Genomic DNA, 15112 nt, shown 5'->3' with positions numbered 1-15112 from the left:
GGGCGCGGGTGACAAAGAAACGAATCAATCCTCACCCTTTAACTAAAATATGGTTTTGTGACTCGGTACCGTCACCGTAGCACTGTGACGGTACCGAGTCACATCACCTAAGCTGTGCCCATGGCTCGATGGGAACCGAACGCACGGCAGCGACTCGTGCAGGCCGCGATCGACCTGTTCGGCGAGCAGGGTTACGACAGCACCACCGTCGCCCAGATCGCCGAACGGGCCGGACTGACCAAGACGACCTTCTTCCGGCACTTCCCGGACAAGCGCGAGGTGCTGTTCGCGGGGCAGGAGGTGCACGGCCGCCTCCTCACGGAGGGCGTGGCGGCCGCACCGGCCGCCGCGACCCCGCTGGAGACGGTCGCCGCGGCCCTGGACGCCCTGACCGCCTCCTTCACCCCCGAGCAGCGGGCGTTCGGCCCCCGCCTCAGCGAGGTCATCGCCGGCCACAGCGAGCTGCGGGAGCGCCTGGCCTTCAAGGAGCTCAACCTCGCGGCCACCCTGACCGACGCCCTCCGCCACCGCGGCGTGCCCGACCCGACCGCGGGCCTCGCCGCCGACCTGGGCATCCGCGCGTTCGCCACGGCCTTCGCCCAGTGGATCACCCCGGCGAACGACCGCCCCTTCCCCGACCTGGCCCACGACGCCCTCACCGCACTCCGCAAGGCGGCGGCCGCCCTCACCTGACGGCCGCCCTCGCCGGTCACCCCGCCACTCGGCCCGTCAGTCGCCCGCCACTCGGCCCGTCACTCGTCCCACAGTCCGGTCCCCCGCCCCGCCACCCGCGCCCCGATCCGCCGCACCAGCTCCACCGCGGGCAACGCGCCCACCCGCCGCCCGTCCCGCAGCCGTAGGGCCGCCAGCCCCGCCTCGGCCTCCCGCGCGCCGATCACCGCCTGGTACGGCACGATCCGGCCGCCGCGCACCCGCGCGCCCAGACTCCCCTGCTCGGGACCGGCGACCTCGGCCCGCAGCCCGCCCGCCACCGCCGCCGCGACCAGTGCCCCGGCCTGCGCCGACTGCGCCTCGGCGACCGGCAGGACGAGCAGCTGCACCGGCGCCAGCCAGGCCGGGAAGGCCCCGCCGTGCACCTCCAGAAGATGCGCGACGGCCCGCTCCACGCTCCCGATGACGCTCCGGTGCACCATCACCGGCCGGTGCCTGCCGCCGTCCGCCCCGACGTACCGCAGATCGAACCGCTCCGGCTGGTGGAAGTCGATCTGCACGGTGGACAGGGTCGACTCCCGCCCCGCCGGATCCGCGATCTGTACGTCGATCTTCGGGCCGTAGAACGCGGCCTCCCCCTCGGCCTCCTCGTACGCCACGCCCGCCCCGTCCAGAACCTGCCGCAGCAGGACGGTGGCCCGGCGCCACAACTCCGGGTCGGCGACGTACTTTCCGCCGTCGCCGGGCAGCGAGAGCCGGTGCCGTACGGCGCTGATGCCGAGGTCGGCGTAGGCGCGGGCGATCAGTTCCAGGGCGGCACGGGCCTCTTCGACGGCCTGGTCGAGGGTGCAGAAGATGTGCGCGTCGTTGAGCTGGATGGCCCGCACCCGGGTGAGGCCGCCGAGGACACCGGACAGCTCGGCGCGGTACATGCCCCCCAACTCGGCGATCCGCAGCGGAAGTTCCCGGTAACTACGCGCCCGCGACCGGTAGATCAGCGCGTGATGCGGACACAGACTCGGCCGCAGCACGACCTCCTCCGCCCCCACCCGCATGGCCGGGTACATGTCCTCGCGGTAGTGCGCCCAGTGCCCGGAGATCTCGTACAGCTCGCGTTTGCCGAGGACGGGCGAGTACACATGCCGGTACCCGGCCCGGCGCTCCGCGTCCCGGACGTACTCCTCCAGGGTGTGCCGTACGACCGCGCCGTCGGGCAGCCAGTAGGGCAGGCCCGCGCCCATCAGCGGGTCGGTGTCGAACAGGTCGAGTTCACGGCCGAGTCGGCGGTGGTCGTGCATGGCGGATCTCCTCCGTCAGGGAGGCGAACGACCCGCGACACGACGAAGCCCCGGGGCGTTCGCCCCGGGGCTTCGGACAGGTCAGATGTCAGCGCGCCGGGACGGTCTCCGGCGTCGTCGTGGAGAACGGACACGGCTGGGCGCGCTTCATGCGGTCCACTGTAACGAGCGGGGCGGGCGACGGGCCACGGGTTATCCGGCTGCTTCGACGGGCCGGCCCCGCCCGGCCACCGCACCGACGTCACGCATTCGCCACAACTCCCCCACGCGATCGGATCATCTGACTGGCAGAGGGTCATGATCGGTCACATGACGAAGACTTCGGTGCCGAGGAACCTGACCGCGGCCCTCACCGCCGCGCTCCTCGCCGCGACCGCCGCCACGGTCGCGACCCCGTCCGCGGCGGCCGCGACGGTGCCCGGCTGTTCCTCGACCGGCGACTCCACCAACCAGAAGGCCGACATCCACAGCCTGGCGAACCACCGCGGCGTGGTGGTCCTCAAGCTGGACACCAGCGTGAACAGCCTGCCGACCCAGCTGCACGTCGGCTCGTGGACCGTGCCGGTCAGCTGGGTGCCCACCGGTACCGCGAACACCTGGCAGACCGACGGGCCGATCCACCTCGACGCCTACGGCACCTGGAGCGCCTACGCCGACGCGCCGCTCATCCACTACCCGGGTCTGTCCACGGAGCTGTACGGCCTGGTGGACTACACGCTCCAGCCGGTCGTCCGGACGGCCCGCACCGACCGGGCCGCGTCCGACACCGACCACCGCACGGTGACCGTCTCCGGCACGGTACTCGGCCGCGATCCCTACACCGGGCAACTGCAGCCGTACGCGGGCCTCGCGACCGTGAAATGGCTGTCCGAGACCGAGCTGGACCCCAGGACGACGGACGCCCCGCTGGCCGCCGACGGCACCTTCAGCCAGGCGATCACCGTGGCGGGCGGCGCCTGGATCTCGGTGACCGCCAACCCGGGCACCGACCCGGCCGCGCACGTCGCGGGCACCGTCGCCTGCACGCTGGCGCCCGACCTCGCCAGGATCGACGGCGCCGTCAGCATCGGCGCCAGGACCTCCGCCTCCCCGGTGCGCTCCGGCGCCACGGTCACGCTGTCCGGCAAGGCGACCTGGACCGAGCAGGTCAGCCCGTACACGGTGCATCCCCTGGCGGGCCGCACGATCCAGGTGAGCTACGCCGACGGGGGCTCCGTTCCGGCGGTCACCACCACCGCGGTGACCGGCGCCGACGGCTCGTACAGCGTCAAGGTCACCGTCACTCGTCCGGGCTCCTTCTCGCTCGGCACCTCCGCGGAAGCCCCCTATCTCAGCAACGCCTGGGCCGATGTCACCCAGCAGGTCCAGATGCCGCTGTCGATCACCGGCTTCAAGGCCACGCTGGGCGCCGACCACAAGGTCACGGCCGCCGGCAAGCTGGCCGCGACCGTGAGCCGTTCACCCGGTCTGGGCGGCCAGGCCGTGGACCTGGAGTACTCGGCCGACGGACGCACCGGGTGGACCCGCGTGGCCACCGGGAAGGCCAATGCCGACGGCTCCTTCACGATCAGCGCGAGCAACCGTGCCTCCGGCTGGTACCGGGCGCACCACCGCGCCTCCACGACCTACCAGGACCAGGTCACCACCGCGGTCAAGAAGTCCCGGACCGCCAGCCGGATCACCTCGCTGAAGATCACCCCGCAGCCGGTGGCCAAGGGCAAGACCCTCACCGTGACGGGGGTTCTGCAGCACCACACCACGGCCTGGAAGGCGTACGGCGGTCAGCGGGTCGCCGTCCTGTTCCGGGCGACCGGCACCACCACCTGGAAGACCGTGACCACGGCGGCCACCAACAGCACCGGCCACTTCACCGCCAAGCCGAAGGCGACCCGCGACGGCACCTGGGCGATCGACTACGCGGGCAACAGCACCCACTTCGCCGCCCGGTCGGCACAGGACTTCGTGGACGTCCGCTGACCCCGCGACGCCGGTGACCACCCCGGGGAGCCACCCGAACCGTGGGACTCACCCGGACGGACCGGAGCGGTGGTAGGCGGGCGCCAGTGGTGATGGCGTGATCTCACGCGTCCACCGCTCCTGTTCCCGGGGAGGCCCCCGCCATGAGAGTCATCGCCTCCGGTCTTGCCGTGGCCGGCCTGCTAGCCGTCTCCGCCTGTACGGCCGGCCGGGCGCCGGAAGCGTCCGCTGCGGGGGCCTCCCCGGCGGCGAACGCGACCGCCGCCGAGCGTCCCGCCCCCGCCAGCCCGGCCGCCTCGCCCGGCCTCCCGGCGCTCACCCCCGACCAGGCCCAGGCCGCGCTGGTCGAAGAGGGCGACCTCGGGGTGCCGTGGACGCCAGGCGACTCCACCGCCACCTGGCACGACGGGCTGCTCAAGGCCGTCGCCGGGCAGCCCGACTGCCAGCGCCTGCTCGACGCCCTGTACGCCGACGAGCTGCTCGAACCGGCCGGCCCGCACGCCGTCACCGTCCTCGACGACGGCGACGACGACGCCCAGCTCCGCTACCAGGTCTACGCGAGCCGCGCCGCCGCCGTGGACCGGACCCTGGCCTGGCTGCGGGCGGTGCCCGGCGTCTGCGGGCGGTTCGCCGCGCAGACGACCTCGGCCGGGACCGAGACCGTCCAGGTCGCCGACTCCGGGCTGGCGGCCTTCGGCGAGGCCCGGCAGGGGCTGCGGGTCACCCTCACCGCGCAGCCCTCGCCGGGCGACGACCCCACCACCCTCACCGTCGACATCGCCGTCGTCCGCGTCGGCGACGACGCGATCGTCCTCACCGCCGGTGCCCTCGGCACCCTCCCGACGCACACCACCGAACAGACCCTCGACATCGGCGTCCGACGCCTCGCCCAGGTAAGGGAACAAGGCCGGGCACAGGCCTAGAGCCCGTCCTGGAACCCGGCCCCGGCGGTCAGGGGAGGATCGAGTCGACGTAACCGCCGTCCACCCGCAGGGCGCCCCCGGTCGTGGCCGATGCCTGCTCGGAGCTGAGGTAGACGACCATGTGGGCGATCTCCTCCGGCTCGATCAGCCGTTGCAGCAGGGACTGCGGCCGGTACTCGCGCATGAACGTCCGCTGCGCCTCCTCCCACGGCAGATCCCGGTCCACGAGTCCGTACACGAAGTCCTCGACGCCGCCGGTGTGGGTGGGGCCCGCGATGACCGAGTTCACCGTCACGCCCGTGCCGGCCGCCTTCTTGGCGAACCCGCGGCTCACCGCCAGCAGCGCGGTCTTCGACATCCCGTAATGGATCATCTCGGCCGGGATGACCACCGCCGAGTCGCTGGCGATGTACTGCACGCGCCCCCAGCCGCGTTCGGTCATACCCGGCAGGTACAGCCGCGTCAGGCGTACCGCGGCGAGCACGTTGACCTCGAAATAGCGCCGCCATTCGTCGTCGCTGAGCTCCAACGGGTCGGCGGCCCCGAAGACACCCAGGTTGTTGACGAGGATGTCCACCTGGGGCAGCAGCTCCGTCGCCCGGGCCGCGCCCTCGTCGGTGGCGACGTCGGCGGCCACGGACACCAGGTCGGCGCCGGGGACCTGCTCGGCCAGCGCCCGCACGCTGTCGGCCACCCGGCGTTCGTCACGGCCGTTGACACCCACGCGGGCGCCGGCCCGGGCGAGCCCCACGGCGATGGCCGCACCGATCCCCTGCGTGGAGCCGGTGACCAGTGCGGTGCGTCCTGTCAGATCGATATGCATGGGCGGGAGGGTTCCCTTCGTCCACCTGCGAATGCCAGGGTTCGTGTGCCGGTGCCTACGGATGCCACCGTCCGTCATGCGGGGCGGAACGACCCGGCCACCTGGGCCGAACGGGCTACGGCGTCTCGTAGGGGTCCGACGGCTGCTGCACCGACTTCGCCGACCTCGCGTCCAGCACCGGTGGCCAGGCCGCGTCCGAACCCAACGTGCCCTTGGGGTGCCAGATGCCGGTGACGGTGACCCAGGTGTCGGTGAGCGGCGCGTCCTGGCCCCGGATCTCCACCTTGCTGGTGGTGGCGTCGGCGGCGCAGCAGGTCACCATCAGCCGGGTCAGGTACCAGGTGCCGTCGGAGCCGTGCGTGACGAAACCAGTCATCCGGACGGTACGGCCGGTCAGCGAGCGTCCGCTGTCGTAGATCGCCCGCGAGCTGAACTCGGCGAGCGTCAGCGCCACCGGGTTCCCGGCCGGCAGCGCCGGGAAGGCCCCGACTCCCTGCGCCGCCCGCTGCGCCGCCTCGCGCTCCGCGCTGTACGAACCGAGCGCGGGCGGCGGGAAGAGGAGCAGGGCGAGGGCGGGAAGGGTGAGCAGCCAGGCGATCCGGGGGCCGTGGTTGTGGGCGTGGGTGTGGCCTTGGTCTTGGTCTTGGTCATGACCGTGGTCTTGTTCGTGACCGTGGCGGTGATCATGGCCGTGGCCGTGGTCGTCCGTGGTGCGGCTGCGCAGTGCCGCCGTCGTGAGGCCCAGCAGGATCAGGGTGATCCCGGAGGTGATCAGGTACGGACGCAGGGACGCCTGGACGTACCTGAGGTACAGGTCGCCGAAAAGGGTGATCCGCAGGGCCGCCGCGCCGACCAGGCAGAGCAGGACGGGTCCGCCGTAGCGCCTCACAGCAGCCACCACCCCACCAGGACGCTGGACGACAGGGCCACCAGCCAGGTCGCCGAGGAGAAGCGGAGCGCGAAGCCCCGGCCGAAGGTGCCCGCCTGGAGGGCGATCAGTTTCAGGTCGACCATCGGGCCCACCACCATGAACGCCAGCCGGGCCGTGGCCGGGAAGGCGCTGAGCGAGGCGGCCACGAAGGCGTCGGCCTCGCTGCACACGCAGAGCACGACGGCGAGCACGGCGAGGAGCGGGACGGCCGTCCACGCGGAGCCGGTGAAGACCTCCAGGACCGATCTTGGTACGGCGATGTTGAAGGTCGCCGCGGCCGCCGCGCCCAGCACCAGGAAGCCGCCGGCGTGCAGGAAGTCGTGCTGGAGGCCGGTGACGAAGGCACGGGGGCCGGTGGCGTGGGTCTCCCCGGTACGGCGGGGTGGCCGCAACCAGTCGTCGCGGCCGAACCGCGCCCACAGCCAGCCCGTCACCACCGCCGTGCCGAGGGAGGCGAGCAGCCGGGCCAGCACCATCCTGGGCTGACCGGGGAACGCGATCGAGGTCGCCACCAGCACCACCGGGTTGATGGCCGGTGCGGAGAGGAGGAAGGCGAGGGCCGCGGCCGGGGCGACCCCGCGGCGCATCAGGCTGCCGGCCACGGGGACGGAGGCGCACTCGCAGCCCGGGAGGATCATGCCCGCGGCCCCCGCCACGGGAACGGCGAGGGCCTGGTTTCGGGGGAGGAGGCGGGTGAACACGCGCTCCGGGACGAAGGCGCCGATCGCCGCGGAGACGACGGTGCCGAGGAGGAGGAAGGGGACGCCCTGCACCGCGACCGCCGTGAACACGGTCCACCAGGCGGCGACCGGTGGGGTGTAGAGGTCGAGGGCGACGGTGGGACCGAGAACGGAGACGACGGTCGCGATGGCGAGGAGGGCGGTGCCGCCGAGGACCGCGTGGACGAGGGCGCGGAGGAGGAGGCGCAGGGTGTCGGTCGCCGTCCGGTGGTTGTGCACCCCGGGACGCTAACGAGGGTGTCTATGGGGTGGGGGTCAGTTGGCAGGGAGAAGGCTGTGTGTTGACTGCGGGCCGGTGGGGGCTGGTCGCGCCCACGCGGCGGAGCCGCACATCAATGCCGCCGGCCGGTACGGGGGTGTCCTCGGTGATGCCCGCCAGGCGCAGCGCGCAGGAGTTGACGACGTCGTTGTGGCCGCCGCGCTTGACCAGGACGGGGTGCCGGTCGGTGGCCCGGTCGAGTTCGGCCACGGTGGGTATGCGGCGCTCGGCGAGGTTGAGCTCCTGCCAGTTGGTGGTGGTGCGGATCCGCTCGCCGTCGGGGGTGACCGCGGCCCGCTGCCGGATCAGCTCCAGGAACTCGGGGATGTCGTGGGCCAGGTGGACGGGGACGTCGTGGGCGCCGTGCGCGGCGACTACCGGGCGACAGCGACGGCCCCCTACAGCGGCGGCTGTGCCGGTGCCGGGCCCAGGGTCGTGGTGCCCGGGGCCGTTCGGTGGCCGAGGCCGGTGCGGTACGCGTCCAGGGCCGCCTCCACCCGGCCGGTGCGGCGCAGCAGGTCTCCCAGCAGCCGGCACAGGTCCGCCAGGTCGCCGGCCGCGCCCGCCCGCTCCAGCAGGCTCAGCGCGCGCACGTAGTGCTCCTCCGCGGCCTCCGTCTCCCGGGCGTCCTCGGCGATGATGCCGAGCAGACGGTGCGCGGCGGCCGCGTGCACCGCGCCGCGCTCGGAGGAGAAGTCGCCGAGCACGTCGTGCAGCAGCGCGGCGGCCTCCTCGGACTTGTCCCGGCGGTGCAGTACGTCGGCGAGCTCGACGGCCGCCTGGCTGCGGTACAGGGCCGCCCGGGTCTCCGACAGCATCGCCAGGGCTTCCCTCAACTCCACCTCGGCGCGCTCCAGTTCACCGTTCTGGGCGTAGACGTAACCGCGCATCCAGTGACAGTTGGCGAGTTCGGTGCGGAGCTGGAGCTGGCGGTACAGCTCGGCGGCCTTGGCCAGGGAGGCGTCGGCCTCGGCGACCCGGCCCTCGGCGAGCAGGGTGCGGGCGACGGAGCGGTGCATCCGGGCGATCAGCGCGGGGTCGCCGGCCTGCGGGGCGAGGGCGAGGGCGAGTTCGGCGGCCTGGGCGGCGCGGGCGTGGGCGCCCATGTCCATGTACGGGCCGATGGCGGAGGCGTAGAGGAGCAGGAGCGCGTCGGGGTCGTGCAGGCCGCTGCGGTTCAGTTCGTCGAGCGTGGTCTCAAGCAGGTAGACGGCGTACCGGAGTTCACCGGCCAGGTAGTGGCTGACGGCCCGGCCGCGGATCGCCGGGACGCGTACGGGCAGTGGCTCGTCGGCCGTCCACAGCTCGGCCCGCTCGAAGAACTCCCTGGCCTGCCCCAGCTCACCGGTGTCCAGGGCGCACTCGCCCATCCCGAGCAGTGCGGTGGCCTGCTCGACCGCCAGCCCGTGCGCCTCCGCCTCCTCGAAGAGGGCGGCGTACAGGGCGGCGGCCTCCTCGGCCGCACCGGTGGCCAGGGTGCGCTGGGCCTCGGTGAGCCGCAGCCTGAGGTCGGTGGCGAGATGGGCGGGGCGCCCGCTGGCCAGCTCCTCGAAGCCGACGCCGAGCCGCCCGGCGATGTGCCGCAGCGCCTCGTCGGAGGCCCGCACCCGACCCGCCTCCAGCGTGGAGATATAGGCCGGTGTGTAGGCCGGTTCGGCCAACTGCCGCTGGGTCAGCCCCCGCTCGGTGCGCAGTTGCTGCACCCGTCGCCCGATGGTCTCCGGATCGTCCCGTTCCTGCATTCTGTCACTCCCCCAACTCCCCCTGGACCCCTTGCCGTTGAGCTCTGTCAGCCCCTAGGTTAAACGGCGAATTAAACACGCTTAACCCGCCCCTGTCGTTGCGAGGTCGCCGTGCTCGGACGCACATCCGCACGCCCTGCCGCACTCCCCCACTCCCGGCTCCGCTCGATCGGGGGGACCGCCACTGCCCGTAGTGTGGCAGCCGCCGTGATCGCCGTGGCCGCGCTCATCACGGCCGCCAACGCCGGGCCTGCCAGAGCGACGGACAACGGCTCCCGTTCCACCGCGCCGGCCACCGCCGAACACGCGCCGCACTGAAGCCCCCTCCCCCGGGCCATCGACGGCGGCATCCCGGCGGGGAATCCCGGGTGCTGATTGTCAGTGGCATGACCTAGTCTTCATCACATCCGCCACATGCGGCCCACAGCGCACGCACACCGTAGGCACCCGTGGGCCACCTTCCCGTGGCGCCCCACTTCATTCGATCCGGGGGGTTCGAATCAGCGTGCGTATGCGCACCCGTACCGTCACAGCCGCCACCACCCTGGCGGTTCTCTTCAGCTCCGCGGCCCTGGCCGCCACCACGCCGGCCTTCGCCGACACCAGCTCCCTGCTGCCGATCAAGTCGACCGGTGACATCGTCGTCGACGGCGTCCACCAGCAGGTCTTCATCAGCGACCCGAGCAACGGCAAGATCGTCGTCACCGACTACTCGGGCAATGTGCTCAAGCAGCTCACCACCGACCTCTCGGGGGTCACCGGCCTGGAGCTGTCCGCCGACTCGGGCACGCTCTACGCGGCCGTCCGGGACCTGGACGCCGTCGCCGTCATCGACACCGCGACGGACACCGAGACCACCCGCTACACCGTCGGCGACAAGCCACGGAGCGTCGCCCTCGCGGACGGCAAGCTGTGGTTCGGCTACGGCGGTGACGCCGAGGGCAACATCGGCTCCGTCGACCTGACCGGCGACCACCAGGTCACCCTCGGCCAGGACAACAGCTGGTACTCGGCGCCCGTCCTGGACGCGGCACCGGGCACCGACATCCTGGTCGCGGGCGACCGCGACCTGAGCCCCGCCTCGCTGTCCTCCTACGACGTCTCGTCGGGCACCGCGGTCCAGCTGGCCCACATCCGCACCGATGGCAGCAACCTCAACGACCTCCAGGTCACCCCCGACGGCAAGGACGTCGTGGTGGCCAGCGGGGCGCCGTACTACCACCAGGTGTACAAGACGTCCGACCTCAACGAGGACGGCAAGTACACCAGCACCGCCTACCCGAACGCGGTCGCCATCGCGCCCGACGGCACGGTCGCGGGCGGCAGCTTCGCCTGGTACGACCCGGACATCTACATCTTCCACCCGGGCAGCAGCGAGGCCGTCCGCACGTACGACTTCCCCAACACCGGTACCTCCAGCGGCGCCGACACCCTCGCAGCCGGCGGGCTGGCCTGGGCGCCGGACGGCTCCCGGCTGTTCGCGGTGACGTCCAACGACGCGGACGTGTACTCCCTGCGCGAGTACGACACCCCGGGCCGGGCGGCCACCACCGTCACGGTGAACGCCCCGGCGACGGCGACCCGCGCCAAGCAGCTCACCGTCACCGGCACGGTCTCCTCGACGGCCGCGCTGCCCGCCGGCACCCAGCTCGCGGTCACCCGCACCGACCTGGACTCGCCGAACGGCAAGGCGCTGCCCGCCGTCACCGTCAAGGCCGACGGCACCTACTCGTTCACCGACACCCCGCCGGCCGGCGGCAAGGTGACGTACCAGGTCTCCTACGCGGGCGACGCCGAGCACACGGCCGCCTCCGCCAAGGACACCGTGGACGTCTCCCGCGCCAAGCCGACGCTGACGCTGAACAACAACGGCAAGGTGTACGCGTACGGGCAGGACGTGAAGTTCACCGCCCACCTCGGTACGACGTACAAGAACCGCACGGTGGAGATCTGGGCCGACCCGTTCGGCCCGGACAAGCCCAACAAGCTGGCCAAGTCCGGCAAGGTCGACTCGCACGGCAACCTGTCCGTCACCCTGGACCTCAAGCGCGACACCAAGGTCACCGCGAAGTTCACGGGCGACGCGCGCTGGCAGCCGCGGTCGGTGTCCAGCTCGGTGGGCGCGAAGGTCAGCATCTCCATGTCGACCGGCCGTCAGTACAAGACGAAGAAGACCTGGGGCCAGACCTACGCCTTCTTCCACAAGACCAAGAACCCGCTGTTCACGACCAAGATGCCGTACTACACCGGCCGTGCGCAGCGGTTCGACTTCCAGGTCTACTACCAGGGCAGGTGGTACTCCGACGACTCGAAGTACTTCGCGCTGGCCGGCAGCGGCATCTCCCAGGTCGAGTTCACCGGCAACCACAAGCAGGACGTCGGCTGGCGCTTCCGGGTGCGCTCCGACTACATCAACGGCACGTCCGGCGACACCGTCAACTCCACGACCTACGGCGCGTGGAAGTACTTCACCTTCACGAACTAGTGAATCAGCTGGTCTGAAGCTGCCGCAGGTGCTGCTGGACATGGTCCAGGGCACCCTCCCGGCGGCCCGGCACCCTGAGTCTCAACTCCGCGAGCGCGGGCCCCAGTTCACGGGCCCGCGCCGCGTCCTTGATGGCCCCCCACTGGTGGTGGGCCCGGTCCACGGCCGTCTCGACGGCCGGTGCGTCGGCCGGCTGCCCGGCGGCCAGCCGGGCATGCGCGACGGTCAGCCAGGTACGGCAGCTGCGCGCCGCGTCCCCGGCGAACATCGCCAGGTCGGCCCGCACCTCGGACCAGTGCAGGGCGTCCTCGGAGGCCGGCCCGTGCGCCCGCGCGGCGGCCTCCTCCCAGCGGGCGGCGAGCCCGTCGGCCTCCGTGTACCGGCCGCCCCGCGCCGCCGCGCTGATGGCGTCGTGCGGATCCCCGCTGCCCGGGGTGTGGGTGCTGAACAGAATGCCGCTCACGGCCTCGGCGCCGAGCCGCGCGAGCACCTGCTGGTGCAGCTGCGCCATCGACGGCCGGTGCCCGCTGCGCAGCACGGTCGCCACGGCCTTCATGTACGACGGCGACGCGACCTCCCTGCGGGCCGGCGGCGGTGCGATACGCCCGTACACGGCGTTGTTGCGCCCGGAGTCCAGGGGCACGGTACGCAGCCACTCCCAGGTCTCGTGGTCGGCGTGCAGGTCGAGGACGAGCGTGGTCGCCCCGGCCGGCCGCAACCGCAGCTCCTCGCGGATCCAGTGCCAGGGCAGACCGGTGTAGCGGACGGTGGCGGGCGTGGTCCGGGCCAGCGCGAGATGCGGCAGCCGCTGCTTGCGGTCCAGCTGCAGCTGACCCGTGACGAAGACGGTGAGCGGGCTGGGGGCGGCCGCGGCAGCCCGCAGCCGGGTCAGGACGGCCTGCGGCTCCAGAGGGTCGGCGAGTTCCACCACGTTGGCGGTGTCGGTGCCGGAGAGTATCGCCGGGGGCACGGCCGCGAGCACGGGGAGCACGGAGGCCGCGTCCACCAGGCACCCCTTGCCCGTCGGCGAGGCCGCGAGCAGCAGCACGGTTCCGGGCATCGGCCCTCCCCCTTGTTCCCCAGGTCCACTTACGTCAGCACGGTAACCGCTGCGCCTGCAGAGCGGGGGGTACGGGAGAGGTTTGGGGTGGGATGGGGGTGTTCCGAGATGCGAGAGAGCACGACCGGCCGGTGACCTGTGCCCGCAGGCCTCTTGACGGCCACCGTCTCCCACGCCCTGACCACCTTCTTCCGCCCCCCGGCCACCGTGTTCCACGCCCCGACGTCCCCGTCTGCCGCACCCTGGCCACCGTCTTCCACACCCCGACCGCCGCCCTCCGCACCCTGGCCACCGTCTTCCACACCCTGGCCACCGTCTTCCGTCCCCCGGTCACCGTCTTCCGTCCCCCGGCCCCGGATGACCGGGCCCCTATCCGGGTGTCGACGTCCGGCGGATCGCGAAGACCGTGGTGTCGTCGGAGAGGCGGCCCCGAGTGTGCCGGAGTACGCCGTCGCGGACGTAGGCGACCAGGAGGGCCGGGTCGGAGGTGGCGGCCCGGGCGGCCTCCTCGGGCAGGGGGTAGAACTCGCCGTCCGCGTTCCTCGCCTCGGTGACGCCGTCCGTGGTGACGAGGAGGGTCTCGTCGGCGCCGAGGGTGATCGTGAGGGTCGGCGGGAGGCCGGACCCCGCCGCCAACTCGCCCATGCCCAGCGGGAGTCCGCCACCCTGCGGCAACTCGCGTACCCCCGTCGGGCGCACCGCCAGCGGCGGCGCGTGGCCGAAGTTGACCAGCTCCACCGCGTCCGGCTCGCCCGGCGGGAAGCACAGCAGCACCGCCGTGGCGAAGCGGTCGCCGTCGTCGCGGCCCAGGGCGACCGTGTGACCCCGGTGCCGGAGCATCCGGGTCTCCAGCCGGCCGGCCACCGTCGCCAGGTCCTTCTCGTGATAGCCGGCCTCCCGGAACGTGCCCAGCAGCGCGGCCGCCGTCTCCACCGCGCCCAGCCCCTTGCCCTGCACGTCCCCGACCAGCACCCGGGTGCCGTGCGGGCCCGGCTGGATGTCGTAGAAGTCGCCGCCGACCCGGGCCACCGTGTCGGCGGCGAGATAGACCTCCGCGTGGTCCAGCCCCGCCCACCCGGGCGGCAGTGGACGCAGCACGGTTCGTCGGGTCGTCTCGGCGATGTCCCGCATGTGCAGCAGCCGCCGCTCGCCGCCGGACCGGACCACGCAGGCGAGTATGGCCAGCAGCCCGGCGAAGGCGACCAGGATGAAGTCGGGCAGCCCGGCCTGGTACTGGTGCGGCCAGACGCTGTCCACGGCGATGTAGTCGAGGACCGCCAGCACCGCGAAGAAAGCCGTCGCCCAGACCCCGCAGATCGCCGCCGCGATCCCGGGGACCAGCACGATCCAGGAGATGATCCGGAACCGCTCCGTGGTGTTGAGGTCGACCGCCGTGATCCCGGCCAGCAGCAGCAACGGCGCCGCCCAGGAGAAACCCCGGCCCCGGGCCCACTTCAGGGGCTGCCGGCGCAGCAGGTCCTGCCACCGCCGCGGGGCCGGGTGGTCGGTCACGACAGTCAGAGAATCACGCACCGGCCCCCGCCGCATGTCGTGGGCGCCGCAGAAACCCCGTGCGGCCGACTTGCCAGGGGGTACCCGCAGGTGTGCCCTGGAAGCTGGGGGCGAGGAGAGAGGAGCACTCTCATGGCTCAAGCGGCACCCACGTCCGGCGGTATGCCCCGGCGCGGCCCCACGCCCGACATCTTCAGCCCGCAGGCCCACGTCATGGCCAGACTGGCCCTCCCGATCGTGACCGGGCTGATCTACGGCTACTGGGCGGCCGCGAACCGGCGCAGCGGCGGGCCCATCACCGGCTGGAACCTGCTGTTCGGCTTCGTGACGGCGATCGTCTTCGCCCTGGTGCTCTTCGGCGTGCTGACGATCGCCCCGCGGCTGGGGCGGGAGGTGCACGCGCTGATGTGGACGGCGTTCATAGGGATCGCCTTCGGCTTCCTGTACAGCCAGAGCGGAGAGTCGATCCTGCGCTCCACCGGCATGGCCCTGTCGGTCGCGGCGGTGACGTTCGTCGTGATGTTCTACCGGTTCTACACGCACGAGGACGCGGTCGGCCATCGCATCCGATGACCGCTCCCGGCCACGGGGGGGGGGGGGGGCGGGCGGGGGGGGGGGGGGGGGGGGGGGCGTTTGTGTAGCAGGGGTTTTGGGGGGGGGGGGGGCGGGCGGGGCGGCGCGGCGGCCGGG

At 72.5% G+C, this 15112-nt stretch carries 14 protein-coding genes; 6 read left to right on the top strand and 8 right to left on the bottom strand.

The window, feature by feature from the left end; genetic code table 11:
• Nucleotides 1-120 precede the first annotated feature (120 nt).
• On the top strand, nucleotides 121-693 hold the full coding sequence (locus ACWGJB_RS25790; protein ID WP_453382451.1) for a TetR/AcrR family transcriptional regulator: 573 nt from the start codon (nucleotides 121-123) through the stop codon (nucleotides 691-693).
• Between the two features lie 59 nt (nucleotides 694-752).
• On the opposite strand, the gene thrS is transcribed toward ACWGJB_RS25790, so the two are convergent.
• Nucleotides 753-1970 (bottom strand): threonine--tRNA ligase, encoded by a 1218-nt coding sequence (gene thrS / locus ACWGJB_RS25785; RefSeq protein WP_453382450.1) that lies wholly within the window; start codon nucleotides 1968-1970, stop codon nucleotides 753-755.
• 309 nt (nucleotides 1971-2279) lie between these two features.
• Between thrS and ACWGJB_RS25780 the strand changes: the two genes are divergently transcribed.
• Nucleotides 2280-3947, top strand: a complete 1668-nt coding sequence (locus tag ACWGJB_RS25780) for a hypothetical protein (RefSeq protein WP_453382449.1) — start codon at nucleotides 2280-2282, stop codon at nucleotides 3945-3947.
• 143 nt (nucleotides 3948-4090) lie between these two features.
• Nucleotides 4091-4870 (top strand): hypothetical protein, encoded by a 780-nt coding sequence (locus ACWGJB_RS25775; protein WP_453382448.1) that lies wholly within the window; start codon nucleotides 4091-4093, stop codon nucleotides 4868-4870.
• A gap of 28 nt (nucleotides 4871-4898) precedes the next feature.
• On the opposite strand, the gene ACWGJB_RS25770 is transcribed toward ACWGJB_RS25775, so the two are convergent.
• From ACWGJB_RS25770 to ACWGJB_RS25750, 5 genes are all read right to left on the bottom strand, one after another.
• Nucleotides 4899-5693: an SDR family NAD(P)-dependent oxidoreductase gene (locus ACWGJB_RS25770; protein ID WP_453382447.1), complete on the bottom strand. Its 795-nt coding sequence runs from the start codon at nucleotides 5691-5693 to the stop codon at nucleotides 4899-4901.
• Between the two features lie 115 nt (nucleotides 5694-5808).
• A complete protein-coding gene (locus ACWGJB_RS25765; RefSeq protein ID WP_453382467.1) occupies nucleotides 5809-6582 on the bottom strand; it encodes a TIGR03943 family putative permease subunit in 774 nt (257 codons plus the stop codon).
• Nucleotides 6579-7583 carry a permease gene (locus ACWGJB_RS25760; protein WP_453382446.1) on the bottom strand — a complete coding sequence of 335 codons (1005 nt, stop codon included), beginning with the start codon at nucleotides 7581-7583 and terminating at the stop codon, nucleotides 6579-6581. The genes ACWGJB_RS25765 and ACWGJB_RS25760 overlap by 4 nt, the downstream gene beginning before the upstream one ends.
• 22 nt (nucleotides 7584-7605) lie before the next feature.
• Entirely contained in the window at nucleotides 7606-7929 is a 324-nt protein-coding gene (locus ACWGJB_RS25755; protein ID WP_453382466.1) for an amidohydrolase family protein, read from the bottom strand.
• Between the two features lie 92 nt (nucleotides 7930-8021).
• A complete protein-coding gene (locus ACWGJB_RS25750; RefSeq protein WP_453382445.1) occupies nucleotides 8022-9365 on the bottom strand; it encodes a helix-turn-helix domain-containing protein in 1344 nt (447 codons plus the stop codon).
• A gap of 195 nt (nucleotides 9366-9560) precedes the next feature.
• Here ACWGJB_RS25750 and ACWGJB_RS25745 point away from each other — a divergent pair, with 195 nt between their 5' ends.
• Together ACWGJB_RS25745 and ACWGJB_RS25740 are read left to right on the top strand one after the other, a co-directional pair.
• Nucleotides 9561-9683 carry a hypothetical protein gene (locus ACWGJB_RS25745; RefSeq protein WP_453382444.1) on the top strand — a complete coding sequence of 41 codons (123 nt, stop codon included), beginning with the start codon at nucleotides 9561-9563 and terminating at the stop codon, nucleotides 9681-9683.
• 193 nt (nucleotides 9684-9876) lie between these two features.
• Nucleotides 9877-11850 (top strand): Ig-like domain repeat protein, encoded by a 1974-nt coding sequence (locus ACWGJB_RS25740; protein WP_453382443.1) that lies wholly within the window; start codon nucleotides 9877-9879, stop codon nucleotides 11848-11850.
• Between the two features lie 4 nt (nucleotides 11851-11854).
• Here the strand turns inward: ACWGJB_RS25740 and ACWGJB_RS25735 are convergent, their stop codons facing one another.
• Together ACWGJB_RS25735 and ACWGJB_RS25730 are read right to left on the bottom strand one after the other, a co-directional pair.
• Nucleotides 11855-12910, bottom strand: a complete 1056-nt coding sequence (locus ACWGJB_RS25735) for a hypothetical protein (protein WP_453382442.1) — start codon at nucleotides 12908-12910, stop codon at nucleotides 11855-11857.
• 369 nt (nucleotides 12911-13279) lie between these two features.
• The gene (locus ACWGJB_RS25730) at nucleotides 13280-14458 is read right to left on the bottom strand and encodes a PP2C family protein-serine/threonine phosphatase (RefSeq protein ID WP_453382441.1); all 1179 of its coding nucleotides are present in this window, start codon (nucleotides 14456-14458) and stop codon (nucleotides 13280-13282) included.
• 96 nt (nucleotides 14459-14554) lie between these two features.
• Here ACWGJB_RS25730 and ACWGJB_RS25725 point away from each other — a divergent pair, with 96 nt between their 5' ends.
• Nucleotides 14555-14995 carry a hypothetical protein gene (locus tag ACWGJB_RS25725; protein ID WP_453382440.1) on the top strand — a complete coding sequence of 147 codons (441 nt, stop codon included), beginning with the start codon at nucleotides 14555-14557 and terminating at the stop codon, nucleotides 14993-14995.
• Nucleotides 14996-15112: the final 117 nt, after the last annotated feature.

It is taken from the genome of Streptomyces sp. NPDC054813 (assembly GCF_053611365.1).
Note: the sequence above shows the minus strand (reverse complement) of the source record. Positions and strands in the feature narration are given on the sequence as shown.